Below are 23,841 nucleotides of genomic sequence, written 5' to 3' on the forward strand. Positions count from 1 at the left end.
GCTCAGAGGATCAGCGTCGCGCGGAAATCGTTGACATTGGTCAGCGTCGGCCCGGTGATCACCTGGTCGCCCAGCGCCTCGAAGAAGCTGTGCGCGTCGTTCTCGCCGAGCATGGCGAAGGCGTCGAGCCCGGCGGCGCGGGCCCGTGCCAGGGTGTCCGGCCCGATCACCGCGCCGGCGACCTCCTCGGCGCCGTCGACCCCGTCGGTGTCGCCGGCCAGCGCATGCACCGCCGCGCCCTCCAGCGCCAGCGCATGCGCCAGCAGGTATTCGACGTTGCGCCCGCCCCGGCCATGGCCGCGCAGGGTCACCGTGGTCTCGCCGCCGGAGAGCAGCACGCAGGGCGCCCTTGCCGGCTGGCCGCGCCGCAGCACCTGCTGCGCGATGCCCGCCAGCACCCGGCCGACCTCGCGCGCCTCGCCCTCGAGGCTGTCGCCGAGGATCAGCGGCGTCACCCCGGCCGCGCGCGCCGCCTCCGCCGCCGCCTCGAGCGAGCGCTGCGGCGCCGCGATGATGCGGTTCTCGGCCCGCGCGAGGCGCGGATCCTCCGGCGCCGGGCAGCCTGCCCCGGCCGCCAGGTGCCGTGCCACCGAGGCCGGCGGCTCGACGCCGTAGCGCGCCAGGATCGCCGCGGCATCCGCCGGCGTCGAGCGCTCGCCCACCGTGGGGCCGGAGGCGATCACCTCGGGCGCGTCGCCGGGCACGTCGGAGATCAGCAGCGCCAGCACCCGCGCCGGATGCGCCGCCGCCGCCAGCCGCCCGCCCTTCACCCGCGAGAGATGCTTGCGCACGCAGTTCATCTCGCCGATCGCCGCGCCGCAGGCCAGCAGCATCCGGTTCACCGCCTGCTTCTCGGCGAAGCTGATGCCCTCGGCCGGCAGGGTCAGCAGCGCCGAGCCGCCGCCCGAGACCAGCGCGATGACGAGATCGTCCGCGGTGAGGCCCGAGACCGCGCCGAGCACGCGCTCGGTGGCGGCCAGCCCGGCATCGTCGGGCACCGGATGCGCGGCCTCGAGGATCTCGATCCGCCGGCAGGGGCGGGCATGGCCGTAGCGGGTGACCACCACGCCCTCGAGCGGGCCCGGCCAGGACGCCTCCAGCGCCTCGGCCATGCGGGCCGAGGCCTTGCCGGCGCCGACCACCACGGTGCGGCCCTTCGGCGGCTCCGGCAGGTGCCCGGCGACCACCTTCATCGGGTCGGCCGCGGCGACGGCGGCGTCGAAGAGCGAGATCAGGAATGCGCGCGGATCGGTCATGGGCCCTTTTTGTCGTCTGCGTGGTCCGGTGTCCATGGCGTCTCGCCGCGAAACTGCACGCGCGGGCGCACCGGCCGGCCCTCGCGCCAGGCGACGAACATGCCGGCGCCGACGATCAGCGCCATGCCGGCGAGGCTGAGCGGGTCCGGCACCGCGCCCCAGATCGCCAGGTCCAGCGCCCCCATCATCGGCAGATAGGCGTATTCGAAGGGCGCGATGCGGCTCGCCTCCGCCGCCTTGTAGGCCGCCAGCGAGGCCAGCATGCCGACGAGATGGGTCACCGCCGTGGCCAGCAGCAGCACCAGCGCCAGCCCGCCGAGCGGCAGCCAGCCCTCGAGCAGGAACGGCCAGGCGGCGCGGCTCTCCGGCGCCAGCCCGAGCAGCGGCACCGCGAGGATGCCGAGCCCGCCGAGCCCGGTATAGAGCAGGTTGTGCGTGAAGGTCAGCGCGAAGCTCGGCTGGTCGCGGCAGCGCCAGCGCGTCATCACCACCGCCAGCGCATAGCAGGTCGCCGCCCCCACCGGCAGCAGCGCCGCCGCGCGAAACCCCTCCATGCCGGGGCGCACGATCATCAGGACGCCGAGGAACCCCGCGATCACCGCCGCCACCCGGCGCGGCCCGATCGGCTCGCCGAGCAGCAGCGCCGCGAGGAGCGTGATCAGCAGCGGGCCGACATAGAACGCCGCCCCCGCCTCGGCCAGCGGCAGGAAGGGCAGCGAGCTGTAGAACATCAGATAGGCGCCGGTCATCACCAGGGCGCGCAGCAGCGGCCAGCGCCAGCGCGTCGGGATCAGCTCGTGCCGGCGGCCGAGGAGGTGCACCACCACGACCAGCAGGCCGAGCACCGCGGCCGAGCGGATCAGCTGCATCTGCCAGATCGAGATCGAGCCGGCGACCAGCTTCACCGTCACGTCCTGCAACGCGAAGCCGGTCATGGCGATCAGGATCAGCGGCGTCGCGCCGAGGCGCAACGCGATCTGGCCGCCGGCACGGGCGGCGGCGGCGGGCGGCTGTCGGGGCGCATCCATGGTGCGATCCTGACCGGGCCGCGCCGTCCGGTCTCACAGGAAAACGGCAGCCGGTGTCGCTTCCATGCGCCGCGCCGGCGCCGGCCTCAGCGCACCTTCAGATCCGAGGCGCGGCAGGCCACGGTGGCGCCGTCGACCGTGAGGCTCGCCTCGCTGCCCTGGCCGCGCAGCTCGACCCGATCGGTGGCATAGCGGAAGCCGCTCGCCACCTTGCGCTCGGGCAGCAGCAGCGCCGCCGGGCCGAGCCCGATCACCGTGGCGATGCGGCTGACCGGGTTGAAGGCCACCGTGATCCCCACATTCTGCTCGCAGGCATAGACGGTCTCGCGGGTCGTGTCCGGGTCGTCGCCCGAGCAGCCCGCGAGCCCCATCACCGCCGTCATCAGCCCCGCGCCAGCCCGCACGCACGCACCGCCCCGCATCCGATCCCCTCCCTCAGATGTCCAGATTCTCGACCGAGCGGGCATTGTCCTGGATGAACTGCCGCCTCGGCTCCACCACGTCCCCCATCAGCCGGGTGAAGATCTCGTCCGCCTCGGTCGATTCGTCGATGCGCACCTGCAGCAGCGTGCGCGCCTCGGGATCGAGCGTGGTCTCCCAGAGCTGGTCGGCGTTCATCTCGCCGAGGCCCTTGTAGCGCTGCAGGCTCACGCCCTTCTCGCCCTCGGCCATCACCGCGTCGAGCAGCTCCGAGGGGGTGCGGATCGGGATCGAGCGCTCCTTGCGGATCAGCTCCGCCGGGCGGTCGTAGATCTCGCGCAGGTCATGCCCGAGCTGGCCGAGATTGCGCGCCTCGGCCGAGGCCAGCGCGCCGGCGTCGATGGTGCGCACCTCGGTGACGCCGCGCACCGTGCGCTCGAAGCGGAAGCCGCCATCCTCGGTGAGCGAGCCCTGCCAGCCGCGCTCGGTCTCCGGCGCGAGCTGGTCGAGCCGGCGGGCGATCGCCCCGGCGGTCTCCTGCGCGGCGCCGGGCTGGTCGAGCAGGTCGGGATTGAGCGCGCCCTCCACCGCCGCCTGCTCGAGCAGGAAGCGCGGGATCGTGGTCGGGAACAGCGAGAGGATCTGGCGCAGCCGGCGCGCCTGGCTGACCAGCCGCAGCAGGTCCTGCGCGGCGATCTCGGTGCCCTCGGCGAGGCGCAGCGTCGCCCCGTCGATGCCCTCGGAGATCAGGTAGTCCTCCTTGTCGCGCTCGTCCTTGCAGTAGCGCACCGACTTGCCGCGGGTCACCTTGTAGAGCGGCGGCTGGGCGATGTAGAGGTGGCCGCCCTCGATCAGCTCCGGCATCTGCCGGTAGAAGAAGGTCAGCAGCAGCGTGCGGATATGCGCGCCATCGACGTCGGCATCGGTCATCAGCACGATCTTGTGGTAGCGCAGCTTGCTGATGTCGAACTCGTCGCGGCCGATGCCGGTGCCGAGCGCCATCACCAGGTTGCCAATCTCCTGGCTGGAGAGCATCCGGTCGAAGCGCGCGCGCTCGACATTGAGGATCTTGCCGCGCAGCGGCAGCACCGCCTGGATGTGCCGGTTGCGCCCCTGCACCGCCGAGCCGCCGGCCGAATCGCCCTCCACCAGGAAGAGCTCGCTCTTGGTCGCGTCCTTCTCCGAGCAGTCCTTCAGCTTGCCGGAGAGGAAGTTGACGTTCATCGCGCTCTTGCGGGTCATCTCCCGGGCCTTGCGCGCGGCCTCGCGGGCCTGCGCCGCCTCGACCACCTTGGAGACCACCAGGCGCTCCTCCGCCGGATGCTCCTCGAACCATTGCGCGAGCATCTCGTTCATCAGCGATTCGACCGCCGGGCGGACCTCGGAGGAGACCAGCTTGTCCTTGGTCTGGCTGGAGAATTTCGGGTCCGGCACCTTCACGGAGAGGACGCAGGTCAGCCCCTCGCGGGCATCGTCGCCGGTCAGGTTCACCTTCTCCTTCTTGGCGATGCCGTTGGCGGTGGCGGCGGCGTTGATGGTGCGCGTGAGCGCCCCCCGGAAGCCGGCGAGATGGGTGCCGCCGTCGCGCTGCGGGATGTTGTTGGTGAACACCAGCATCTGCTCGTGATAGCTGTCGTTCCACCAGAGCGCGGCCTCGATCTGGATGCCGTCGCGCTCGCCCCGCACCGCGATCGGCTGGGGGATCAGCGCGGTCTTGGAGCGGTCGAGCCAGCGCACGAAGGCCTCCACCCCGCCCTCGTAGTGGAGCTCGTGCTCGATCCGCTCGGCATGGCGCTCGTCGATCAGGATGATGCGCACGCCGGAATTGAGGAAGGCCAGCTCGCGCAGCCGGTGCTCCAGCGTCTTGTACTGGTAGTCGGTGTTGGAGAAGGTCTCGAGCGAGGCGAGGAAGCGCACCTCGGTGCCGGTCTCGTCGGTCTCGCCGGTGACCCGCAGCGGCTCGGCGGTGTAGCCGCCCTCGAAGCGGCACTTGTGCACCTTGCCGCCGCGCCAGATCGTCAGCTCCAGCCAGTCCGACAGCGCGTTGACCACCGAGACGCCGACGCCGTGCAGCCCGCCCGAGACCTTGTAGGAGTTCTGGTCGAACTTTCCGCCGGCATGCAGCTGGGTCATGATCACCTCGGCCGCCGACATGCCCTCCTCGTGCATCTCGGTGGGGATGCCGCGGCCGTTGTCGCGCACGCTCACCGAGCCGTCGGCATGCAGCGCCACGCGCACATAGTCGGCATGGCCGGCCAGCGCCTCGTCGATGGCGTTGTCCACCACCTCGTAGACCATGTGATGCAGGCCGGAGCCGTCATCGGTGTCGCCGATATACATGCCCGGCCGCTTGCGCACCGCGTCGAGCCCCTTCAGCACCTTGATGCTGTCGGCATCATAGGCGACCGGCTGCGCCGGCTCGGGCATCGGGGTGTTGTCGTCGTCGCTCATCGGCGTGTTCCTCGGATCGGGCCGCGAGATGCGGGAGAAGATGGGGGCACCGTCTGGCGGGCTCGGCTGCGTCTCAGCCGGCCGGGGCGAGCTGCGATCGCCCGCCGCTCTCGGAGACGGCGAAGCGCCGGGCGCCGGCCGGCAGCCCCGCGAAGAGCTCGGCGCCGGTGCCGGTCATGAAGGCCTGCGCGCCGAGCGCCTCGATCTCGGCATAGAGCGCCGTGCGCCGGTCGGCATCGAGATGGGCCGCCACCTCGTCGAGCAGCAGGATCGGCGCCGCCCCGGTGGCGCTGGCCAGCGCCCGGGCATTGGCGAGGCAGAGCGAGATCAGCAGCGCCTTCTGCTCCCCGGTGGAGCAGGCGCGCGCCGGCATCGCCTTGGCGGCATAGACCGCGTCGAGATCGCTGCGATGCGGCCCGGCAAGGGTGCGCCCGGCCGCGGCATCCTGCGCCCGGCCATCGGCAAGCCGCCGGGCGAGCCCGGCAGCCTCCACGGGCTCCAGCGAATCGAGATCCTCCTCCGCGCGAATCGCGCGGGCAAAAGCGGCTTCCATGTCGCCGAGAATAGCCATCTCGGCGGCGGGAAACAACGTCGCAGCCGCGTCCTGCGCCGCCGTGACCGCGGCCAGCGCCGCGGCGCGGGCGCGGGCGATGCGCGCACCCAGCCGGGCCATCTGTGCCTCCAGCGCGTCGAGCCAGCCGCCGCCGGCGGCGCCCTCCTTCAGGAGCCGGTTGCGCTCGCGCATCGCGCGCTCGTAATCCGCCGAGGTGCTGCCGTGATCGGGGGCGAAGCCGAGGGTCAGCCGGTCGAGGAAGCGGCGCCGCTCGCCCGCCGCCTCGGTCCAGAGCCGGTCCATCGCCGGGGTCAGCCAGATCTGCCGGATGCGGGCGCCGAGCGCCGACTGGCTGGCCGGCTTGCCGTCGATCTCCACCGCGCGCCGCGCGCTGCCGGCCTCGACCCCGGTCACCACCTCGGTCGGGCCCTCCGGGGTCAGCAGCTCCGCCCGCACCCGCCAGCCGATGCCGGCCGGATGCGCGCCGAGCTCCTCGACCCCGGCGCGGCGCAGCCCGCGCCCCGCCACCAGCATCGAGACCGCCTCGAGGAGATTGGTCTTGCCGGCGCCGTTCGGCCCGAAGAGCGCCACGCTGGCGCCCCCGGTCTCCAGATCCAGCGAAGCATAGGAGCGGAACTGCCCGAGCCGCAGCCGCTCCAGGCAGAGCCGGCTCACACCCGCATCGGCATCACGACATAGATCGCCGAGCGGTCGTCGCCCTCCGAGACCACCGTGGGCGAGCCCGGGTCGGAGAAGGCGAAGACCGCGTTCTCGCGCTCGATCTGCCCGGCGATCTCGAGGAGGTAGCGCGCGTTGAAGCCGATCTCCATCGGCTCGAACGGATAGGCCACCTCGACCTCCTCGGAGGCGGAGCCGGCATCCGGCGCGTTGACCGAGAGCACCAGCCGGTCCTCGTCGAGCGCCAGCTTCACCGTGCGCGAGCGCTCCTGGCTCACCGTCGCGACGCGGTCCACCGCCTTGTAGAAGGCCTGCGCCTCGACCTCCATGCGCTTGTCGTTCTCGGCCGGGATCACCCGGGCATAGTCGGGGAAGGCGCCGTCGATCACCTTGGAGGTGAGCACCAGCCCGTCCACCGCGAAGCGGATCTTGGTCTCGGAGACCGAGACCGCCACCGCCGCGTCGTCGTCGTCGAGCATCTTGCGCAGCTCGCCCACGGTCTTGCGCGGCACGATCACGCCGGGCGCGCCGTCGGCGCCCTCGGGCAGCTCGCCGTCGATCCGGGCCAGCCGGTGCCCGTCGGTCGCCACCGCGCGCAGGTGCTTGCCGTCGCGGTCCTCGGCCACGTGCAGGAAGACGCCGTTGAGGTAGTAGCGCGTCTCCTCGGTGGAGACGGCGAATTTCGACTTGTCGAAGAGCCGGCGCAGCAGCGGCGCCGCGGCGGTGTAGTCGCAGGCGAATTCCGCGGAGGCCATCATCGGGAAGTCCTCCTTGGGCAGCGTCGCGAGCTGGAAGCGCGAGCGCCCGGCGGAGACCTCGAGCCGGCCGGTATCGGGCTCGGCGGTCAGCGTCAGCTCGGCGCCGTCCGGCAGCTTGCGGACGATCTCGTGCAGCAGATGCGCGGCCACCGTGGTGGCGCCGGGGCGGTCGATCTCGCCGGCGATCTTCTCGACGATCTCGATGTCGAGATCGGTGGCGCGCAGGCTGAGGCTGTCGTCGCGCGCATCGAGCAGCACATTGGCGAGGATCGGGATGGTGTTCTTGCGCTCGACCACGCCCTGGGCGCGGCTCATCGCCTTCAGGAGGGCGGCGCGATCGATGCGGAGTTTCATGGGCTCTGGTCCTGGTCTCGGAAGCTGTGGCGCAGCGCGCGCGCCGGGCGACCGAGCCTATCGAAAAGCGCCCCGCGCGCAATCCCCGGAAGCCGGGATTTCGCCGCGGAGGGGGCGGCGCCTAGCCGCCGGCGTCGTGCAGCACCGCATCGACCTCGATCTCGACGAGCCAGTCCGGGTTCACGAAGCGGCTCACCGCCATGATGGTGTCCACCGGCTTGGCCTCGCGGCAGAAGCGGGCGCGCACCGCGACCACGGCCTTCCAGTCCTCGATATCGGTGAGAATCAGCCGGGTGCGCACCACGTGGCGCCAGCCGGCCCCGGCCCGGGCCAGCGCCTCGCCGGCGATCTCGAAGCAGCGCTCGGCCTGCGCCGCGGCATCGCCGATGCCCACCGTGCGGCCGTCGGCATCCACCGGGGCGGTGCCGCCGACCGAGATCCAGGGCCCGACCCGGACCGCCCGCGCGAAGCCGACGATATCCTCCATCGGATTGCCGTTGAGCACGAGGCTGCGCTGCATCGGCCGCTCCGACGGAGCGCCGCTCATGCCTCGAGCATCCGGCGCAGCAGCTCGATATCCTCGGCGAGCTGCGGGTCGGTGGCCTTCAGCTCCTCGATCTTCTTCACCGCGTGGATCACCGTGGTGTGGTCGCGTCCGCCGAAGCCGCGCCCGATCTCCGGCAGCGACTTGGTGGTGAGCTGCTTGGCGAGGAACATCGCCACCTGCCGCGGCCGGGCCACCGCGCGGGCGCGGCGGGCCGAGACGATGTCGGACATGCGCAGGCGGTAATGGTCGCAGACCTTGCGCTTGATGTCGTCGATCGAGACCTTGCGCTCGGCGCTGCGCAGCAGGTCGGAGAGGCATTCCTGCGTCATGTCGAGATCGATGCGCCGGCCGACCAGCTGGGCGAAGGCGAACAGCCTGGTCAGCGCGCCCTCGAGCACCCGCACGTTGGAGCTGATCCGGTGCGCGAGGAACTCCAGCACCTTCGGGTCGAGCACCACGTCCGGCGCGCCGGCCAGCATCGCATCCGCCTTGGTCTGCAGGATGCCGAGGCGCAGCTCGTAGTTGGTCGGGTGGATATCGACCACCAGGCCCCATTGCAGGCGCGACTTGATGCGGTCCTCCATCCCGTCCATCAGGTCGGGCGAGCGGTCGCCGGAGATCACGATCTGCTTCTTCTGGTCGATCAGCGCGTTGAAGGTGTGGAAGAATTCCTCCTGCGTGCTGTCCTTGCCGCAGATGAACTGCACGTCATCGACCATCAGCACGTCGACCGAGCGGAACTGCTGCTTGAAGGTCATGGTGTCGCGGAAGCGCAGCGCCTGCACGAATCGGTACATGAACTGCTCGGCCGAGAGATAGAGCACCCGCGCCGAGGGCCGGGTCTCGGCGAGATGATGGCCGATGGCGTGCATCAGGTGGGTCTTGCCGAGGCCGACCCCGCCATAGAGGAACACCGGGTTGAAGCTCGCATCGCAGGTCTCGGCGACCCGGCGCGCGGCGGCATGGGCCAGCTCGTTCGGCTTGCCGACGACAAAGCGGTCGAAGGTGAAGCGCGGGTCGAGCGGGGCCGATTCGAGCGCCTCGCCCGGCGCCGCCGGCAGCGGCACCGCCACCGGCCCCGGCTGCCGCGCCTGCGGCTCCGGCTGCGCCGGGGTCGCCGCCGGCATCGCGGTCACGGTGGCCGTCGGCATGTCGCCGGTGGCCACGATCACGTCGATGCGGCGGATGCCGGGCATCAGCGCCTGCAGGCTGCGCAGCAGGTGCAGCCCGTAGTTGCGCTCGATCCAGTCCGCCATGAAATGGGTCGGCGCGGCGACGATGGCGAGATCGCTTTCGACGGCCTTGAGCTTCACCGGGCGAATCCACTGCTCCACACAGTCGCGCCCGAGATTCTGGGACGAGCTGGCAAGCACCGCCTCCCACACCCGGCCGAGATCCTTCGGCGTCTGATCCTTCGTCACCTGCAGTCCGTCCCTCATCAGTCGGCCTTTCTGTCTCCGGATGCGCGGCATCGGGCGAGCTTCCGCCAGCGGCGCCGGCACATCTCCCCCCGGCGCGGCCATCCGTTCCCCATTCGGCCCCAGACTTCTGTCTGCGATCCTCAGCTCTGCGCCCAGGGCAGCCCCCGGGCCTTCCAGCCGCCGGCGCGTCCGCGCCGGCCCTCGGCATCGAGATCGCCTTCGAATCCCTCCGCCACGTTCGTGCAATGCACCCCCCGGCCCTCGGCCTCGAAGGCCGCCGCCACCGCCTGCGCCGCATGCATCGAGCGCCCGCCGGAGCGGCAGATGAACAGGATCCGCGCCGGGGTCTCCTCCCCGATCAGCTCGCGCAGCCGCGGCAGGAAGCCCGGATTCGGGCTCATCACCGGGAACTGCGCCCATTCCACCAGCCAGAGCGGCCGGTCGATTCCGCCGAGATCCGGCAGGCCGACGAAGGTCCATTCCGCGCGTGTCCGGACATCGACGAGCACCGTTCCGGGCGTCTCGCGCAGGATGTCGTAAGCGACAGAAGGATCGACGGCGTCGACCCGGGACACCGGTTGGGACATGGCGTGGTCCTCTCCCTGAGGGGGCAGTCTTTTGCGTTTCCTCTGCCTACCGGCGACGCCAGATTCGAGGCAATCCTTTTCCGGGTCGACTCGAAATAAAATCAAATTGCGAAACAAATTCAGCAAGTTAACGGCGCGGGGCCCGGCGGCATCTATATTGCCAGAGTCGTGCGCACGACTGTGCTCGCCCAGCTCTGTTCGAGTCTGGACTTTCCGGGGCCTTGCCCTGTTCGCAACAATATTGGTGGGCCGTCTCGCTGCGGAGACTATAGACGAGCCCCCGCGAAGCGCTCAACAGGGGGAAAGCGCGAACATCACAGTCCGACGAAGTTTCGATGACACGAGCGCAAGAGCAATCGCACGCAGCCCGGTTGAGCTGCGTGCGTGTCTTGCAACGTTCAGGCGAATTGGCGGGGCGACGGATCGCCCCCCGGGCGTCAGCCCGCCATGGCCTTGATGCGGTGGTGCAGGCGCGAGATCTTCCGGCTCGCGGTGTTCTTGTGCAGAACGCCCTTGTTGGCCCCGCGCACGATCTCCGGCTGCGCGGCCTTCAGGGCGGCCAGCGCCGTTTCCTGGCTGCCACCGGAGATGGCCTCCTCGACCTTGCGCAGGAAGGTCCGGATGCGCGACTTGCGCGCCTTGTTCACGGCGGTCCGGCGCTCGATCTGCCTGATCCGCTTGCGGGCTTGTGGCGAATTGGCCATGCTCGGGTCTCGTCTCCACTCTTGCGATGAGGGCGCATCAGCTACCTCAAGATCCGCCCCGCGTCAACGCCTTCCGGCAAAACGGGGCGACGGTAGGGGGCGCGGCACTGCGCGCGCACCCCCGGGAATCACGTCATTCGCCGCGGAACTTGGCGCTGCGCTTCTCGATGAAGGCGTCCATGCCCTCGCCCTGGTCGGCGGTGGCGAACAGCGCGTGGAACATCCGCCGCTCGAACAAGAGGCCCTCGGCCAGCGTGGTCTCGTAGCTGCGGTTCACCGCCTCCTTGGTGGCCATCACCGCCAGCGGCGCCTTGTCGGCGATCTTGGCGGCCACCGAGACCGCCTCGTCGATCAGCTTGTCGGCGGGAATCACCCGGCTCACGAGGCCGGAGCGCTCGGCCTCCTCGGCATCCATGAAGCGGCCGGTGAGGTTCATCTCCATCGCCTTCGACTTGCCGACGAATCGGGTCAGCCGCTGCGACCCGCCGAGCCCGGGCATCACCCCGAGATTGATCTCCGGCTGGCCGAACTTGGCGGTGTCGGCCGCCAGGATGAAGTCGCACATCATCGCCAGCTCGCAGCCGCCGCCCAGCGCATAGCCCGCGACCGCCGCGATGATCGGCTTGCGCACGCGCAGCATGGCGTTGTGCTCAGGCGTGAACAGGTCGTCGCGGAAGGTGTCCACGAAGCTCTTCGGGCGCATCTCCTTGATGTCGGCCCCGGCGGCGAAGGCCTTCTCGGAGCCGGTGATCACCATGGCGCCGATCGTCTCGTCGGCATCGAACTTCGCCAAGGCCTCGACGAGCTCGCGCAGCAGCTCGGCGTTCAGCGCGTTCATCGCCTGCGGCCGGTGGAGCGTTACCAGCCCCACATGGTCGCGTGTATCGACTTGAATGCATTTGTAGCCCATCGGCTGTCCCTCTTGGCTCGCGCGGTTCGTTCCGCGCCGGTCGGTCCCCGAACCCTAGCGATCGAGCGGGCCGCGTCGAGTCCCGCGGGTCCGGCGCGGCGTCCCGGTTCGGGGCGGATGGCCGGGGGCGGCAGATGCGCCGCGCTCCCGGCCGGAAGGCGCGCCTCATAGAGCAAAGCGCGGCCCGCGCCCAGCCCGGCAGGCCCGCGCCGCGCGCAAGGCTCCCTTGACGTTCGCGCAATCTCGCCCGGTCAGGCCGGCGGATTCGGTACGAGTTCGGCTTCCGGCGCCGGCTCGGCTTCCGGCGCCGGCCCGGCCGCCCCGTCAGCCTCCGGCTCGGGAGCGGGCGCCGCCGCCGGCTCGGGCCTTGGCGCCGCCGGTTGCGCCCCGGCCTGCGGCTTCGGCTCCGCCTCGGGGGCAGGATCGGCCAACGCTTCGGGCTCTGCCTCAGGCGCGGGCCCAGCCCCCGCCTCAGGCTCCGGTTCCGCACCGGGCGCCGGTCCAGCCTCCGCCGCAGGCTCCGGCGCCGACTCGGGCGGCGGTCCGGGCTCAGATTCCGCCTCAGGTGTAGGTCCGGCCTCCGCCCCGACCACCGGAACCGGTTCTGCCTCAGGTGCCTGTCCGGCCTCTGCCTCCACCTCCGGCGCCGGGGCAGCCGCGGGCGCCGGCCCGGCCTCGGGCTCCGGGTCAGCCTCAGGCGTCGGTCCGGCTTCACCCCCGGCCTCGGGCTCCGGGGCCGCCGCGGGCTCCGGTTCGGCCTCTGCCTCCGGCGTCGTTCCGGCCTCTGCGGCCGCCTTCACGTCGGGCTCCGGGGTGGCCGCGGCGGCGGGGCCAGCCGGCCCGGGCTCCGGTCCGGCCTCGGTCTCTGGCTCCGGTCCGGCCTCGGCGCCGGTCTCGACCTCCAGCTCGGGTTTGGGCGCGGGTTCGGGCAGGGGGCAGCCTTCGCGCGCCGCCTTCAGCGCGCGTTTCAGGCCGCCCGATTCGAACCGGTCGAACAGGATCACCCCGTCGGCGGTCACCGAGGCGAGGTAGAAATGCGGCGCGCGCACCAGCTCGCCGGCGATCTCCGGATGGTCCGCGGCATCCTTCGGGGCGGCGATGCTGTCGGCATGGCGGGCGAACGCGAACTTCACCGGTTTCCGCCCGGCGAAGAGGGCGATCTCCTCGAGCCGGTCGATCGCCATCCCGGCGTCGAAACGGTGGATGTCGCCGAGCGTCTCGTCCGGCGTGATCGCGTAGGAGACCTGCGTACGGGCGAAGGGCAGCGCCTCCGGCTCCAGCGCGCGGCCGTCCTTCTGGTAGCTCGCGGCATGCGCCTCGGTGCGCACCGTGCAGTCGACCCGGTCGCCGAAATCGACGCGGTAGAGCCGCCATTTCGCGAAGCTCCCGAGCGCCGCCACGCTGGCGCCGGGGGCGAAGCCGCGGGCGCTCGCGGGGGCCGGTTCCTCCGGGGCCGGGGCCTCCGCCACGGGGGCCGGAAGCGGCTGGCAGGCGGCCAGCATCGCGGCGAGGGAGAGGGGCACAAGGGCACGCGCCATGGGGCAGGGCTCCCGGACGGCTGGACGGCTGAAACGCAGCGCCTCAGCCTATCAGCGCTGGCAGCGCGAGCAATAGAAGCTGGAGCGCCCGGACTGCACGATGCGCAGCACCCGCGCGCCCTTACCGCCACAGGGGCAGGGCTCGCCCTCGCGGCCATAGACCCGGAAGCTGTGCTGGAAATAGCCGAGCTCGCCATCGGCGCGGCGATAGTCCCGCAGCGAGGAGCCGCCGGCGGCGATGGCATCGGTGAGCGTCGCCCGGATCTCCGCCGCCAGCCGCTCGATCCGCGCCCGCCCGATCGTGCCGGCCATGCGCCGCGGGTGGATGCCGGCCCGGTTCAGCGCCTCGCAGACATAGATGTTGCCGAGCCCGGCCACCACGCGCTGGTCGAGCAGCGCCGCCTTGATCGGGGTCTGCCGCCCGGCCAGCGCCGCCGCCAGCACCGCGCCGCTGAAGGCATTGCCGAGCGGCTCCGGCCCGAGCCCGGCGAGCAGGCGATGGGCCTCGAGCGCCTCGGTGGGCCAGAGATCCATGGCGCCGAAGCGCCGCGCGTCGTTGTAGACGATCCAGGTGCCGGCGGCGGTGAGCAGGCTGACATGGTCATGCGCGCCGCTGCCCGGCCCGCCATGCGCGAAGCGGCCGAGGGTCTGCGCCCCGGCGCCGGCCGGCTCCAGCTCCGGCTGCGGCTGCGGCTCCGGCGCCAGCACCGAGATCCGCCCGGACATGCCGAGATGCACCAGCCAGCTCTCGCCGCCGTCGAGATCCGCGATCAGGTATTTCGAGCGCCGGCGCAGCCGCTCGACCCGGCGCCCGGTCAGCCGCTCGGCGAATCGCTCGGGCAGCGGCCAGCGCAGATCGGCCCGGCGCTGCACCGCCTCGGCGATGCGCTGGCCGACCAGCACCGGCTCGAGCCCGCGCCGGACGGTCTCGACCTCGGGAAGCTCGGGCACCCGGCGGCGCTCAGTTCGGCGCGCAGGCGGCGGGGTCTGCGGCGGCGCCCGGCCGGCCGCCGGCCTCGGGGCGCCGCCCGGCGCCCGGCGCGCGCACGAGCGAGAGCAGCGTCATCGGCCCCCAGAGCGCGGCCCGCGCCACCGGGTTGGCCTCGATCGCCGCCTTGGTCTTCTCGAATCGCATCACGCCCTCGATGCGCCGGTCGAGAAAGGCCCAGGTGTCGGCCGCGCCCTGGCTCTCGTCGCCGAGCCAGAACAGCACGGTGGCGGAGTAGATCGAGGCGAGGATGCCGCGCTTGGTGTACCAGTTGTAGTCGGTCGCGGTGTCGCCGCAGGCGTTCCAGATGATGTCCGCGGTGCGCCAGATCGCCCGCGCGCCGTCGGCGGCATGGATCGGCAGCGCCAGCAGCGTGGCGCCGCGGCGCACCGCCTCGCGGTGCTCGGCCACCAGCTCGATGCGCCGGCGCACCGCATGGGCGATGCGCTCGCGGATCTTCAGCCGGCCGAAGTCCTCGCCGGAAAGCTCGGCGGCAAGGCGGGCATCCATCATGTCGTGGAAGCCGACGGCCATGTCGACGCCGCCGCGGGGAAACGCCAGCCGCGCCATCTCGGGCTCGATCCCGGTCTCGGCGATGGCGAGCTTCAGGCTCGCCTCCGACCAGCCGTCGAAGGGCACATGGGGCAGCGCCGCCTCGATCAGCCGCGCCCGCGCCGTGCCGATGCTGTCGCCGCCCGCCGCCTCGCTCTCCGGGGTGTGTGTCGTTTGCATGACGTCTCCCTCTCGCATCGCGACTGGCTGTGGACAGACCCGCTTCGCTCCCGTATATAGCACGCCAATCCAATCCGACATCCCCGGTATGAAAGGTGGAGGCCCTGTGCAGGTCCAAGTTCGCGATAACAATGTCGATCAGGCGCTCCGCGCGCTGAAGAAGAAACTGCAGCGCGAGGGCGTGTTTCGTGAGATGAAACTGCGCCAGCACTACGAGAAGCCCTCGGTGAAGCGGGCCCGCGAGAAGGCCGAGGCGATCCGCCGCGCGCGCAAGCTGGCTCGCAAGAAGGCCCAGCGCGAAGGCCTCCTCTGACACCTCCCTCGCCGCGACCCCTTCCGCTCTTCCGCTTGCGCCGCCTCTGCGCGGTGTCGCTCCCAGCAAGGAAGCCGCAATGGTGATGCTGCCGGATGCGCGCGGACCGGAGGGGCTGCGGATCTATGCCATCGGCGACATCCACGGCTGTCTCGACGCTCTGGTCGAGATGGCGCGGCGGGTGGATGACGACCTGTCGGCCCGCCCGGTGGCCGACTGGCGCGTCGTGCTCTTGGGCGACTATGTCGACCGCGGGCCCGACAGTGCCGGGGTGCTGGCCTGGCTCGCCGGGCGGGCCGGCGACAGCCGCCAGATCAACCTGCTCGGCAATCACGACGCGATGCTGCGCGATTTCCTCGCCGATGCCGAGACGCCGCGTTTCGGCACCTGGCTGGCCAATGGCGGGGTGGCGACGGTGCAGTCCTACCGCATCGGGCCGGAAGGCTTCGCCAATCTCGACAATGCCTATGGCCGCGAGAGCCTGCGCCAGATGCTCGAGGCGGCGATTCCCGCGGAACAGCACGCGCTGCTCGGGTCCCTCGTGCTCTCGGTGCGGTTCGGGGATTTCCTCTTCGTCCATGCCGGCATCCGCCCCGGCATCGCCTTCGAGGCGCAATCGGCGGAGGACCTGGTCTGGATCCGCGAGCCCTTCCTCGGCACCGCCGGCGATCTCGGCAGCGTGGTGGTGCACGGGCATACCCCGGTCGGCGAGCTCGAGCTGCATCCCAACCGCATCGCGGTCGATACCGGCGCGGTGTTCGGCGGCACGCTCTCCTGCCTGGTGATCGAGGAAGACCGGCTCGGGCTGCTCGACACCGGCGGCCATCGTCCGCTCGCCCCCTGACGTCTGCGTTCGCTGCAATCCTGCCTGCCCCGGCGGCCCCCTTGCGGCGCCGGCCGTGAACGCTCATCCTTTTGTCACACGACATCCGATTTCATGGCAGAGAGGCACTGATGCGGCGGATTGGCGCTCTGGTCTTCGAGGGGTTCGAATTGCTGGACCTGTTCGGCCCGCTCGAGATGTTCGGCATACATGACGAGGACTTTGCCCCGGTGATCATCGCCGAGGGCGCCGGCCCGGTCGCCAGCGCGCAGGGGCCGCGGGTGGCGGTGGATGCCCGGCTCGACGCGCCGCCGCCCTTCGAGATCCTGCTGGTGCCCGGCGGGCGCGGCGTGCGGCGCGAGGTCGGCAATGCCCGGCTTACCGGCTGGGTCGCCGAGGCGGCGAAGCGGGCCGAGATGGTGCTCAGCGTCTGCACCGGCGCGGCGCTGCTGGCCCGGGCCGGGGTGCTCGACGGGCGCCGCGCCACCACCAACAAGCGCGCCTTCGACTGGGTCGTCCGCCAGGGGCCGAAGGTCGACTGGCAGCGCCGCGCGCGCTGGGTCGAGGACGGGCACGTGATCACCGCCTCCGGCGTCTCGGCGGGCATGGACATGAGCCTCGCGGCGATCGGCCGGCTGCTCGGCAAGGAGGCGGCGCGGGATGCCGCGCGGCAGGCCGAGTATCTCCCCCATTGCAGCCCCGAGGACGATCCCTTTGCCCGCGCCGAGCCGGCGGCGCTGCGCGGCTGAGGCCGCGGCCGGCACCCTGCCGGCCCTGCCCAACGGAACCGTGATCGCGCAGGCGCTTGCGAAATCCGTCTCGATCCGCCTCTCTCTGCCCCTGCGCCGTTGCGGCGCGTCACCTGGCGGAGCAGGCAGGATGCCGGACCGGATCCCCACCACACCGAGACCCCGCGGCCTTCCGGGGCGGCTCGCGGCCGGGCTGCTGGCGGCGGCGCTCGGCCTCGCCCTCTCCGCGGCACCGGCGGCGGCCTGCGGCGGGCCGGAGGTGCGCTGCGCCGTCGCCGGCGGGGAATATCTCCTGCTGATGCCCGAGGGGGCGGCCGGCCCGGTGCCGGCGCTGCTCTTCCTGCATGGCTGGGGCAGCAGCCCGGAGGGCGCGCTCCGGCGGCTCTCGGGCGGCTTTCGCGCGGCGGCCGAGGCCGGCATGGCGGTGATCCTGCCGGAGGGCGTGCCGCGCGCCGGGCGCCGGCCGAAGGACTGGGCGGTGCGCGACGGCCGGCCCCATCCACGCGACGATTTCGCCTTTCTCGACACGGTGATGGCCGATGCCGCCCGGCGCGGCGTGGCGCGCGGGCAGGTGCTGCTCTCCGGCTTCTCGCGCGGCGGCTCCTTCGTCTGGGACATCGCCTGCGCCCGGCCCGGCTTCGCCGCCGCCTATGCCCCGCTCGCCGGCGCCTTCTGGGAGCCGCTGCCGGGCGGCTGCGCCGGGCCGGTGGCGCTGCACCACACCCATGGCTGGACCGACCGTGTGGTGCCGCTCGAGGGCCGCTCGTTCCGCGGCGGCGCGGTGGTGCAGGGGGATGTCTTCGCCAGCCTCAAGCTGATGCGCGAGACGCTCGGCTGCGCCGGCCGCCAGCCCGAGGAGGCCGGCACCGGAGGCCGCTGGCAGCGGCGCTGGCTGGCCTGCCGCAACGGCCGGCTCGAGCTCTGGCTGCACCCGGGCGGGCACGGCGCGCCGCCGGGCTGGATGGAGACGGTGATCGGCTGGTTCCAGGGCCTGCGCCGGGCCTCGGCCGAGTGAGCCGCCGCGCCTCCCGTGGCCGGTGGGGGAGCGTGACGGCGCGGCCCGGCGCCCCGGTTGCCGGGGCGGGCGGGGCCGCGGGAGGCGCGGCTTGCGGCGCCGGGCCGCACGCGCGGCCGCCGGCTCAGAGCCAGCGGCGGACGCGGGCGCGATAGGCCGCGAAGCCGGCGCCGAAGCGGGCCGCGAGACGGGCCTCCTCGGGCCGGATGAAGCGCGCCTCGAGCACCAGCGCCAGCGGCCAGGCCAGCAGCACCCCGTGCGGCGAGCCGAGCGCCAGTGACCAGCCCGCCAGCACCGCCAGATCGGCGAGATAGATCGGGTTGCGGCTCAGCCGGAAGGGGCCGCTGGCGACCAGCGCATCCGGCATAGCATGGGGCATCACCGTGGTGCCCCGCCGGCGCATCTCGAGCGCCGCCCAGACCGCCAGCGCCAGCCCCGCCGCGACCAGCGCGACGCCGGGCCAGACCGCCCAGCCCCCGAGCGGCGCCGAGAGCCGCGCGACGCCCCAGGCCGCGGCCATGAAGCCGAGCAGCCAGACCGGCGGCAGGTCGAGCGCCGCGGCCAGCCGCCCGGCCGCGCTCGCGGGCGCCTTCCCCGGCGCGCTCACCGGCCCGCACCGGGGACGGGCAGGTTGTCGATCAGCCGCGCCCGGCCGAGATGCGCCGCGCCGAAGATCCGCGCCGGGCGCGCCGGCGGGGCGCTCTGCACCGGGGCGAGGCTGTCCGCCTCCCGGCAGTCGACATAGTCGACCGCGCGGAACCCCGCCGCCTGCAGCGCGGCGGCGGCGTCGGCACAGGCCTCGGCCGGCGCCCGGCCACCGGCGATCTCCGCCGCCGCCGCCGTCAGCGCCCGGGCGAGCGCCGGGGCGACCGCGCGCTCCTCCGCCGTCAGGTAGCGGTTGCGCGAGGACATCGCGAGCCCGTCCGCCTCGCGCAGGATCGGCGCGCCGAGGATCTCGGTGGGGATGTCGAGGTCGCGCGCCAGCCGCCGGATCACCGCGAGCTGCTGCCAGTCCTTCTCGCCGAACACCGCGGCATCCGCCTCGGCCTGGTTCAGCAGCTTGGTGACGACCTGCGCCACGCCGTCGAAATGGCCGGGCCGGGCGGCGCCGCAGAGGCAGTCGGTCAGCCCGGAGACGCGGACCTCGGTGGCAAAGCCCGGCGGATACATCTCCTCGACCGGCGGCGCGAACAGCAGCGACGCCCCGGCCCGGGCCAGCAGCGCGCCGTCGCGGGCCTCGTCGCGCGGATAGGTGGAGAAATCCTCGCCGGCGCCGAACTGGGTGGGGTTGACGAAGATCGTCGCCACCACCCGGTCGGTCGCCTCGAGGGCGCGCGCGACGAGGCTGAGATGCCCCTCGTGCAGCGCCCCCATGGTCGGGGTGAGGCCGACGCGCAGGCCCTCGGCCTTCCAGCCCCGCACCCGGGCGCGGAGATCGCCGACCCGGCGGACCGTCTCGATCGCCCCCGCCATCGCCCCGGCCATCGCCCGCCTCCTCAGAGCCCGGCCGGCTGGCCGACCACCACCACCGAGAGCGCCTCGGGCTTCAGCAGCCGCGCCGCCACCCGGTTGACGTCCTCGAGCGTCACCGCCTCGATCAGCGCGTTGCGCCGGTTCACGTAGTCGATGCCGAGATCGTGCTCCTGCACGAAGACGAGGAAGCGGGCGATCTTGGCGTTGCTGTCGAAGCGCAGCGGGAAGGAGCCGGTGAGATAGGTCTTGGCGGCGGCGAGATCCTCGGCGGTGACGCCCTCCGCGGCCATGCGGGCCCATTCGGCGCGGATCACGTCGAGGCTCTCGGCCATCCGGGCATTCGCGGTCTGCACCCCGCCGAGATAGAGCGGCGCGCCCTTGCGCAGGCTGAAATAGGAATAGACCCCATAGGCCAGCCCGCGCTTCTCGCGCACCTCCTCCATCAGCCGCGAGGACAGCCCGCCGCCGCCGAGGATGTAGTTCATCACGAAGGCGGCGTAGAAATCCGGGTCCTCGCGCGGCAGCCCGGCATGGCCGAAGATCGCGGCGGATTGCGGCACCGGCAGCTCCACGACCTCGAGCCCCGGCGGCGGCGGTGCGGTCGGCGCCACGGCGGGCACCGGCTCGCCCTCGGGCAGCGCGCCGAGCAGGATGTCGACGAGGCGCCCGGCGCGCTCGGCATCCACCGCGCCGACCACCGCGACCAGCGCATTGGCCCGGGTCAGCAGGCGCCGATGCGCCGCCGCCAGCTCCTCGCGGGTGATCGCCGAGACGCTCTCGATGGTGCCGTCCGCCGGGCGGCCATAGGGGTGATCCGGGAAGGCGCGGGCCAGCCAGGCCTTGCTCGCGACATCGTTGGGCCGGCTCTCCTGCTCGGCCAGCATCGAGAGGAACTGCGCGCGGATGCGCTCCACCGCCTCGGCGTCGAAGCGCGGCACGGCGAGGGCCTCGGCCACCAGCGCGGCGCTGGCCTCGGCCTCCTCGGCGAGCATCTGCACGCCGACCTCGATGCTGTCGGAATCGGCCTTGGCGCCGAAACGCACGGCCAGTTCGTCGCGCGCCTTGGCGAAGGCCACCGCGTCGCGCTCGCCGGCGCCCTCGTCGAGCAGCGTGGTCATCATGCGGGCGAGGCCCGGCCGGTCCGCCGGGTCGAGCCGGGCGCCGCCGCGGAAGGTGACCTCCATCGAGACGATCGGGATCGAGGGCTCCTCGACCAGCCAGAAGGCGATGCCGCCGGGGCTCTCATGCGCCGCGACATCCACCGCGCGGGCGGGCAGCAGGCTGCCGGCGACCAGCGCCGCGGCGCCGAGGAAGGTGGCGAGTGTCCGGTGCAGCATCAGCCCTGCTCCTCTTCCGCGGTCTGCCTGACGAGCCAGCCGGTGGCCGAGGCCTCCGGCTGGAGAAGATGGGCGGCCTCGCGCACCTCCTCGGCGGTGATCGACTGCAGCACCGCGGGCCATTCGGCGATCTCCGCGAGGCTGAGCCCGGCGGCCAGCCCGGCCCCGTAGCGCCGCGCCAGCGACTGCTGGTCATCCAGCGCGTAAATGTCGCTCGCATGCATCTTGCGCTTGATCCGGGAAAGCTCGTCCTCGGTCGGGCCGCCCTCGCGGACCTCCTCCAGCACCCGCTCGAGCCCGGCCTCGACCTCGGCGAGGCCCACGCCCTCGGCCGGCACCGCATAGATCGTGAAGCCGGTCGCGTCGCGCTGGCCGGAATAGTAGTAGGCGCCGGTGTCGATGGCGGACTTGTCGCCCTGCTCCATCGCCTGGGCGAAGCGCGAGGTGATGCCGGCGCCGAGCACCTGGCTCAGGATCTCCAGCGCCGCCGCGGTGCGGGTGTCGCCGGTGCCGCGGCTCGGCACCAGATAGCGCCGCAGCACATAGGGCTGGCGCACCTTCTCGTCGGCCAGGGTCAGGCGCCGCGGCGCCATCGCCGGCGGCTCGGCCGGCCGCGCCGCCGGGGGCTGGCCGGAGGGCTCGAGCGGGCCGTAATGGATCGTCGCCAGCCGCTCGACCTCCTCCGGCGTCACGTCGCCGGCGACCACCAGGATCGCGTTGTCCGGCGCGTAGTAGCGCCGGTAATAGGCCAGCGCGTCGTCGCGGTTCAGGGTCTCGATCTCGTGGCGCCAGCCGATCACCGGCAGGTTGTAGGGGTGGTTGAGATAGAGCATCGCGCCGAGCTGCTCGTTCAGCAGGCTCTGCGGGTTGTTGTCGGTGCGCTGGCTGCGCTCCTCCAGCACCACCGCGCGCTCGGTGATCGCGATCTCCTCGGAGAACTCGAGGTCGCGCATCCGGTCCGCCTCCATGCGCATCACGAGATCCAGCCGGTCGGCGGCGATGCGCTGGAAATAGGCGGTGTAGTCGGGCCCGGTGAAGGCGTTGTCGGAGCCGCCATTGGCCGCGATGATCTTCGAGAAGGCGCCCTCGGGGATCTCGTCGGTGCCCTTGAACATCAGGTGCTCGAGGTAATGCGCGATGCCGGACTTGCCCGGCGGGCTGTCGGCACCGCCCATCGGATACCAGACCATATGGGTCACGACGGGGGCGCGGTGGTCCTCGATCACCACGGCGCGCATGCCGTTCCCGAGGATGAAGCTGGAAACCGCGGGGCCGGGTGCGGGCGCCGTGGCCGCAGGCTCAGGCGCGGGCGCCTCGGCCCGGGCCGGCGCAGGCGCGCCGAACGCAGCGAGGGCCAGGAACCCGGCAAGCCCGAGCAGGGCCGGATGGGCGGAGAGGGTCGGTCGCATGGGATCTCCTCAAGACTGTCTGACCGGGAGATAGGCCGTTTGGGCCGCCGCTGCCAGCGCCGGCGCCGCTGTCGTCACGCGCCCGCGACGGCGGTCAGTCGAGGAAGCCGACGCTGCCGATCGGAATGCCGGTGGCCGCGTCGGCGTTGATCGCGTCGCGCGGGATATCACCCTCGAAGCGCGGGGTTCGCGGCGGCGGCGCGGCGGCGGCGGCGGCCTCCTCGGCGGCCTGCTCGGCCTCCTCGGCGGCGACCAGCGCCTCGATCTGCAGCGCCCGGCGGTCGACCGGCGCGGGCACACCGGTCGCCTGCAGCCGCTGCGATTCGGCGACCGGGTCGAGCAGCACCTCGGGGTCGATCGCATCGTCGCCGGAGAACAGCTCGAAGATCGTCGGCACCTCGTAGGGCTGGTTCGCCTCCAGCGCCTCGTTCTCGGCCTGGATCTCGAGCCGGACCGCCGGCGACACGGCGCTGGCATCGGCCGCGGCCAGCAGCGCCGCCTCGCCGCGGCTCACGGTCACCCGCTGCGGCGCCGAGGGCGGCACCGCGCCGCCGGTCAGCACCGTCGCCGCATCGGCGCGCGGATCGGGGTCGAGCGGCGAGGGCCGGCCCGGATCGGGCGGCGGCAGGGTGGAATTGCCGAGCCCCGGCGGCATCTGCAGCCTGTCGCGCACCACCACGGCGAACTCGTCCGGCCCCGGTTTCTTCTGCGACAGCGCCTGGAGCGGGTTGCCGATGCTGCTGCATCCGGCCAGGGCCAGCGGGATCAGCGCTGCGGCGACGATGTGCCCGGTCCTCGGTGCCCGCATGGCGTACAGTCCTCCTAAGCTTCACTGCCCGGAATACTGCCCGCGGCGTCTGCGTGCAACAGCCGCGCTTGCCGGCTCACGCCTTCCAGGCGATGACCACGGCGCCGAGGAAGATCGCGACATCGGCAATGTTGAAGGCGAAGGGGTTCTGGATGCCGCAGCAGCTCATGTTGAGGAAGTCGGCGACGGCGCCATACTGCACCCGGTCCCAGGCGTTGCCGAGCGCGCCGCCGGCCACCAGCGCGGCCCCGGCGGCCAGCGCCGGCGTGCCGCGCCGCGCGGCCCAGAGCACCAGCGCGAGGCTGATCGCGGCGGCCACGGCGACCAGCACCCAGCGCATGTCGGCCGAGCCCAGCAGGCCGAAATTCACCCCCGGGTTCCAGGCCATCAGGAAGACGAGATAGGGCGGCGCCACCTCCAGCCGCCCGACGCTCTGCAGGTCGAGCACCTCGAGCACCCAGAGCTTGCTCAGCCGGTCGAGCAGCAGCACGCAGAGCGCCACCACGCCGATCAGCCGCCAGACCGGGCGGCGTGCCGCGCCGGCCGCTCTCGCACCGGTCATGCCGGGGCTCCTTCCGGGAGATCAGCGGGCGCCGAAGCCGCGGGAGAACACGTCGACCTGCCGCGACTCGCGGCTGGCCCGGAGCGTGCAGTCGAAATAGAGCGCGGCGGCGAGGCGGTCCTCATAGACGAACACCCGCCAGTCGGGATGCGACGGGTCGAGCACCCGCTGGCCGCGATAGCCGGTGCGGTCGAGCCGCCAGAGCACCGCGCGCATCTCCTCGCAGGAGAGCCCGGCAAGCTCGGGCATCTCGACCCGGACGCCCGCCTCGGTGACATGCAGCCGCGCCGGCGGATCGATCATGTCCACCGTCGGCGGGTTCACATCCGCCAGGCCGGAGCCTGCGACGACCAGAATCACCCCGAACACCGTCGACCGTCCCAACATCAAGCAACACCCACTCCAGTTCTCCCACGAGGGGACAGAT

Annotated in this window: 25 protein-coding genes; 4 read left to right on the forward strand and 21 right to left on the reverse strand. The window is 72.5% G+C overall.

What is annotated here, in order from left to right:
- Positions 1-2 precede the first annotated feature (2 nt).
- From QSJ97_RS06965 to QSJ97_RS07030, 14 genes are all read right to left on the reverse strand, one after another.
- Positions 3-1,256 (reverse strand): glycerate kinase type-2 family protein, encoded by a 1,254-nt coding sequence (locus tag QSJ97_RS06965; protein WP_285670955.1) that lies wholly within the window; start codon positions 1,254-1,256, stop codon positions 3-5.
- Positions 1,253-2,284 carry a DMT family transporter gene (locus tag QSJ97_RS06970; RefSeq protein ID WP_285670956.1) on the reverse strand — a complete coding sequence of 344 codons (1,032 nt, stop codon included), beginning with the start codon at positions 2,282-2,284 and terminating at the stop codon, positions 1,253-1,255. Before QSJ97_RS06970 ends, QSJ97_RS06965 begins: the two co-directional genes overlap by 4 nt.
- Positions 2,285-2,370: 86 nt before the next feature.
- Entirely contained in the window at positions 2,371-2,706 is a 336-nt protein-coding gene (locus QSJ97_RS06975; RefSeq protein WP_285670957.1) for an MliC family protein, read from the reverse strand.
- Between the two features lie 13 nt (positions 2,707-2,719).
- Positions 2,720-5,131 (reverse strand): DNA topoisomerase (ATP-hydrolyzing) subunit B, encoded by a 2,412-nt coding sequence (gene gyrB, locus QSJ97_RS06980; RefSeq protein WP_285670992.1) that lies wholly within the window; start codon positions 5,129-5,131, stop codon positions 2,720-2,722.
- Between the two features lie 97 nt (positions 5,132-5,228).
- Complete coding sequence (recF, locus tag QSJ97_RS06985) at positions 5,229-6,383, reverse strand: DNA replication/repair protein RecF (RefSeq protein WP_285670958.1); 1,155 nt, start codon at positions 6,381-6,383, stop codon at positions 5,229-5,231.
- Positions 6,380-7,498, reverse strand: coding sequence for a DNA polymerase III subunit beta (gene dnaN, locus QSJ97_RS06990; protein WP_285670959.1), 1,119 nt, complete (start codon positions 7,496-7,498; stop codon positions 6,380-6,382). The genes recF and dnaN overlap by 4 nt, the downstream gene beginning before the upstream one ends.
- Positions 7,499-7,619: 121 nt before the next feature.
- Positions 7,620-8,045 carry a RidA family protein gene (locus tag QSJ97_RS06995; RefSeq protein WP_285670960.1) on the reverse strand — a complete coding sequence of 142 codons (426 nt, stop codon included), beginning with the start codon at positions 8,043-8,045 and terminating at the stop codon, positions 7,620-7,622.
- Positions 8,042-9,484, reverse strand: coding sequence for a chromosomal replication initiator protein DnaA (gene dnaA / locus QSJ97_RS07000; RefSeq protein ID WP_285670961.1), 1,443 nt, complete (start codon positions 9,482-9,484; stop codon positions 8,042-8,044). Before dnaA ends, QSJ97_RS06995 begins: the two co-directional genes overlap by 4 nt.
- 122 nt (positions 9,485-9,606) lie before the next feature.
- Positions 9,607-10,053: a rhodanese-like domain-containing protein gene (locus QSJ97_RS07005; RefSeq protein ID WP_285670962.1), complete on the reverse strand. Its 447-nt coding sequence runs from the start codon at positions 10,051-10,053 to the stop codon at positions 9,607-9,609.
- A gap of 437 nt (positions 10,054-10,490) precedes the next feature.
- Complete coding sequence (gene rpsT / locus QSJ97_RS07010) at positions 10,491-10,757, reverse strand: 30S ribosomal protein S20 (RefSeq protein WP_285670963.1); 267 nt, start codon at positions 10,755-10,757, stop codon at positions 10,491-10,493.
- A 133-nt stretch (positions 10,758-10,890) separates the two neighbouring features.
- Entirely contained in the window at positions 10,891-11,667 is a 777-nt protein-coding gene (locus QSJ97_RS07015; RefSeq protein ID WP_285670964.1) for an enoyl-CoA hydratase, read from the reverse strand.
- A 251-nt stretch (positions 11,668-11,918) separates the two neighbouring features.
- Positions 11,919-13,205, reverse strand: coding sequence for a hypothetical protein (locus QSJ97_RS07020; RefSeq protein ID WP_285670965.1), 1,287 nt, complete (start codon positions 13,203-13,205; stop codon positions 11,919-11,921).
- Positions 13,206-13,256: 51 nt separating this feature from the next.
- On the reverse strand, positions 13,257-14,156 hold the full coding sequence (gene mutM, locus QSJ97_RS07025) for a bifunctional DNA-formamidopyrimidine glycosylase/DNA-(apurinic or apyrimidinic site) lyase (RefSeq protein WP_285670966.1): 900 nt from the start codon (positions 14,154-14,156) through the stop codon (positions 13,257-13,259).
- Positions 14,157-14,166: 10 nt separating this feature from the next.
- On the reverse strand, positions 14,167-14,925 hold the full coding sequence (locus QSJ97_RS07030) for a COQ9 family protein (RefSeq protein ID WP_285670967.1): 759 nt from the start codon (positions 14,923-14,925) through the stop codon (positions 14,167-14,169).
- Positions 14,926-15,031: 106 nt separating this feature from the next.
- Between QSJ97_RS07030 and rpsU the strand changes: the two genes are divergently transcribed.
- The 4 genes from rpsU (at position 15,032) to QSJ97_RS07050 (ending at position 17,825) form a co-directional block, all read left to right on the forward strand.
- Complete coding sequence (gene rpsU, locus QSJ97_RS07035) at positions 15,032-15,238, forward strand: 30S ribosomal protein S21 (RefSeq protein WP_285670968.1); 207 nt, start codon at positions 15,032-15,034, stop codon at positions 15,236-15,238.
- Between the two features lie 79 nt (positions 15,239-15,317).
- Positions 15,318-16,082 carry a metallophosphoesterase family protein gene (locus QSJ97_RS07040; protein WP_285670969.1) on the forward strand — a complete coding sequence of 255 codons (765 nt, stop codon included), beginning with the start codon at positions 15,318-15,320 and terminating at the stop codon, positions 16,080-16,082.
- A 110-nt stretch (positions 16,083-16,192) separates the two neighbouring features.
- Complete coding sequence (locus QSJ97_RS07045) at positions 16,193-16,810, forward strand: DJ-1/PfpI family protein (protein ID WP_285670970.1); 618 nt, start codon at positions 16,193-16,195, stop codon at positions 16,808-16,810.
- 130 nt (positions 16,811-16,940) lie between these two features.
- Positions 16,941-17,825, forward strand: a complete 885-nt coding sequence (locus QSJ97_RS07050; protein WP_285670971.1) for a CE1 family esterase — start codon at positions 16,941-16,943, stop codon at positions 17,823-17,825.
- Positions 17,826-17,949: 124 nt separating this feature from the next.
- Here the strand turns inward: QSJ97_RS07050 and QSJ97_RS07055 are convergent, their stop codons facing one another.
- The 7 genes from QSJ97_RS07055 to QSJ97_RS07085 all read right to left on the reverse strand — a co-directional run bounded on the left by QSJ97_RS07055 (position 17,950) and on the right by QSJ97_RS07085 (position 23,801).
- Positions 17,950-18,432: a methyltransferase family protein gene (locus tag QSJ97_RS07055; protein WP_285670973.1), complete on the reverse strand. Its 483-nt coding sequence runs from the start codon at positions 18,430-18,432 to the stop codon at positions 17,950-17,952.
- Positions 18,429-19,310, reverse strand: coding sequence for a pantoate--beta-alanine ligase (panC, locus tag QSJ97_RS07060; RefSeq protein WP_285670974.1), 882 nt, complete (start codon positions 19,308-19,310; stop codon positions 18,429-18,431). The genes QSJ97_RS07055 and panC overlap by 4 nt, the downstream gene beginning before the upstream one ends.
- A gap of 11 nt (positions 19,311-19,321) precedes the next feature.
- Positions 19,322-20,635 (reverse strand): M16 family metallopeptidase, encoded by a 1,314-nt coding sequence (locus QSJ97_RS07065; RefSeq protein WP_285670977.1) that lies wholly within the window; start codon positions 20,633-20,635, stop codon positions 19,322-19,324.
- Complete coding sequence (locus QSJ97_RS07070; RefSeq protein ID WP_285670978.1) at positions 20,635-22,044, reverse strand: M16 family metallopeptidase; 1,410 nt, start codon at positions 22,042-22,044, stop codon at positions 20,635-20,637. Before QSJ97_RS07070 ends, QSJ97_RS07065 begins: the two co-directional genes overlap by 1 nt.
- 94 nt (positions 22,045-22,138) lie before the next feature.
- Entirely contained in the window at positions 22,139-22,852 is a 714-nt protein-coding gene (locus QSJ97_RS07075; protein ID WP_285670979.1) for a DUF3035 domain-containing protein, read from the reverse strand.
- A gap of 76 nt (positions 22,853-22,928) precedes the next feature.
- On the reverse strand, positions 22,929-23,414 hold the full coding sequence (gene lspA / locus QSJ97_RS07080) for a signal peptidase II (RefSeq protein WP_285670980.1): 486 nt from the start codon (positions 23,412-23,414) through the stop codon (positions 22,929-22,931).
- A 21-nt stretch (positions 23,415-23,435) separates the two neighbouring features.
- Positions 23,436-23,801: a hypothetical protein gene (locus QSJ97_RS07085; protein WP_285670981.1), complete on the reverse strand. Its 366-nt coding sequence runs from the start codon at positions 23,799-23,801 to the stop codon at positions 23,436-23,438.
- Between the last annotated feature and the right edge of the window lie 40 nt (positions 23,802-23,841).

This window comes from Paralimibaculum aggregatum (genome assembly GCF_030270585.1).
GTDB lineage: Bacteria > Pseudomonadota > Alphaproteobacteria > Rhodobacterales > Rhodobacteraceae > Thermohalobaculum > Thermohalobaculum aggregatum.

What these genes read in the sequence shown, in the direction of transcription:
- QSJ97_RS06965 (WP_285670955.1), bottom strand. Translation starts at nt 1,256, where the DNA reads ATGACCGATCCGCGCGCATTCCTGATCTCGCTCTTCGACGCCGCCGTC.
- QSJ97_RS06970 (WP_285670956.1), bottom strand. Translation starts at nt 2,284, where the DNA reads ATGGATGCGCCCCGACAGCCGCCCGCCGCCGCCGCCCGTGCCGGCGGC.
- QSJ97_RS06975 (WP_285670957.1), bottom strand. Translation starts at nt 2,706, where the DNA reads ATGCGGGGCGGTGCGTGCGTGCGGGCTGGCGCGGGGCTGATGACGGCG.
- gyrB (WP_285670992.1), bottom strand. Translation starts at nt 5,131, where the DNA reads ATGCCCGAGCCGGCGCAGCCGGTCGCCTATGATGCCGACAGCATCAAG.
- dnaN (WP_285670959.1), bottom strand. Translation starts at nt 7,498, where the DNA reads ATGAAACTCCGCATCGATCGCGCCGCCCTCCTGAAGGCGATGAGCCGC.
- QSJ97_RS06995 (WP_285670960.1), bottom strand. Translation starts at nt 8,045, where the DNA reads ATGAGCGGCGCTCCGTCGGAGCGGCCGATGCAGCGCAGCCTCGTGCTC.
- dnaA (WP_285670961.1), bottom strand. Translation starts at nt 9,484, where the DNA reads ATGAGGGACGGACTGCAGGTGACGAAGGATCAGACGCCGAAGGATCTC.
- QSJ97_RS07005 (WP_285670962.1), bottom strand. Translation starts at nt 10,053, where the DNA reads ATGTCCCAACCGGTGTCCCGGGTCGACGCCGTCGATCCTTCTGTCGCT.
- rpsT (WP_285670963.1), bottom strand. Translation starts at nt 10,757, where the DNA reads ATGGCCAATTCGCCACAAGCCCGCAAGCGGATCAGGCAGATCGAGCGC.
- QSJ97_RS07015 (WP_285670964.1), bottom strand. Translation starts at nt 11,667, where the DNA reads ATGGGCTACAAATGCATTCAAGTCGATACACGCGACCATGTGGGGCTG.
- QSJ97_RS07020 (WP_285670965.1), bottom strand. Translation starts at nt 13,205, where the DNA reads ATGGCGCGTGCCCTTGTGCCCCTCTCCCTCGCCGCGATGCTGGCCGCC.
- QSJ97_RS07030 (WP_285670967.1), bottom strand. Translation starts at nt 14,925, where the DNA reads ATGCAAACGACACACACCCCGGAGAGCGAGGCGGCGGGCGGCGACAGC.
- QSJ97_RS07040 (WP_285670969.1), top strand. Translation starts at nt 15,318, where the DNA reads ATGGTGATGCTGCCGGATGCGCGCGGACCGGAGGGGCTGCGGATCTAT.
- QSJ97_RS07045 (WP_285670970.1), top strand. Translation starts at nt 16,193, where the DNA reads ATGCGGCGGATTGGCGCTCTGGTCTTCGAGGGGTTCGAATTGCTGGAC.
- QSJ97_RS07050 (WP_285670971.1), top strand. Translation starts at nt 16,941, where the DNA reads ATGCCGGACCGGATCCCCACCACACCGAGACCCCGCGGCCTTCCGGGG.
- panC (WP_285670974.1), bottom strand. Translation starts at nt 19,310, where the DNA reads ATGGCCGGGGCGATGGCGGGGGCGATCGAGACGGTCCGCCGGGTCGGC.
- QSJ97_RS07065 (WP_285670977.1), bottom strand. Translation starts at nt 20,635, where the DNA reads ATGCTGCACCGGACACTCGCCACCTTCCTCGGCGCCGCGGCGCTGGTC.
- QSJ97_RS07070 (WP_285670978.1), bottom strand. Translation starts at nt 22,044, where the DNA reads ATGCGACCGACCCTCTCCGCCCATCCGGCCCTGCTCGGGCTTGCCGGG.
- QSJ97_RS07075 (WP_285670979.1), bottom strand. Translation starts at nt 22,852, where the DNA reads ATGCGGGCACCGAGGACCGGGCACATCGTCGCCGCAGCGCTGATCCCG.
- lspA (WP_285670980.1), bottom strand. Translation starts at nt 23,414, where the DNA reads ATGACCGGTGCGAGAGCGGCCGGCGCGGCACGCCGCCCGGTCTGGCGG.
- QSJ97_RS07085 (WP_285670981.1), bottom strand. Translation starts at nt 23,801, where the DNA reads ATGTTGGGACGGTCGACGGTGTTCGGGGTGATTCTGGTCGTCGCAGGC.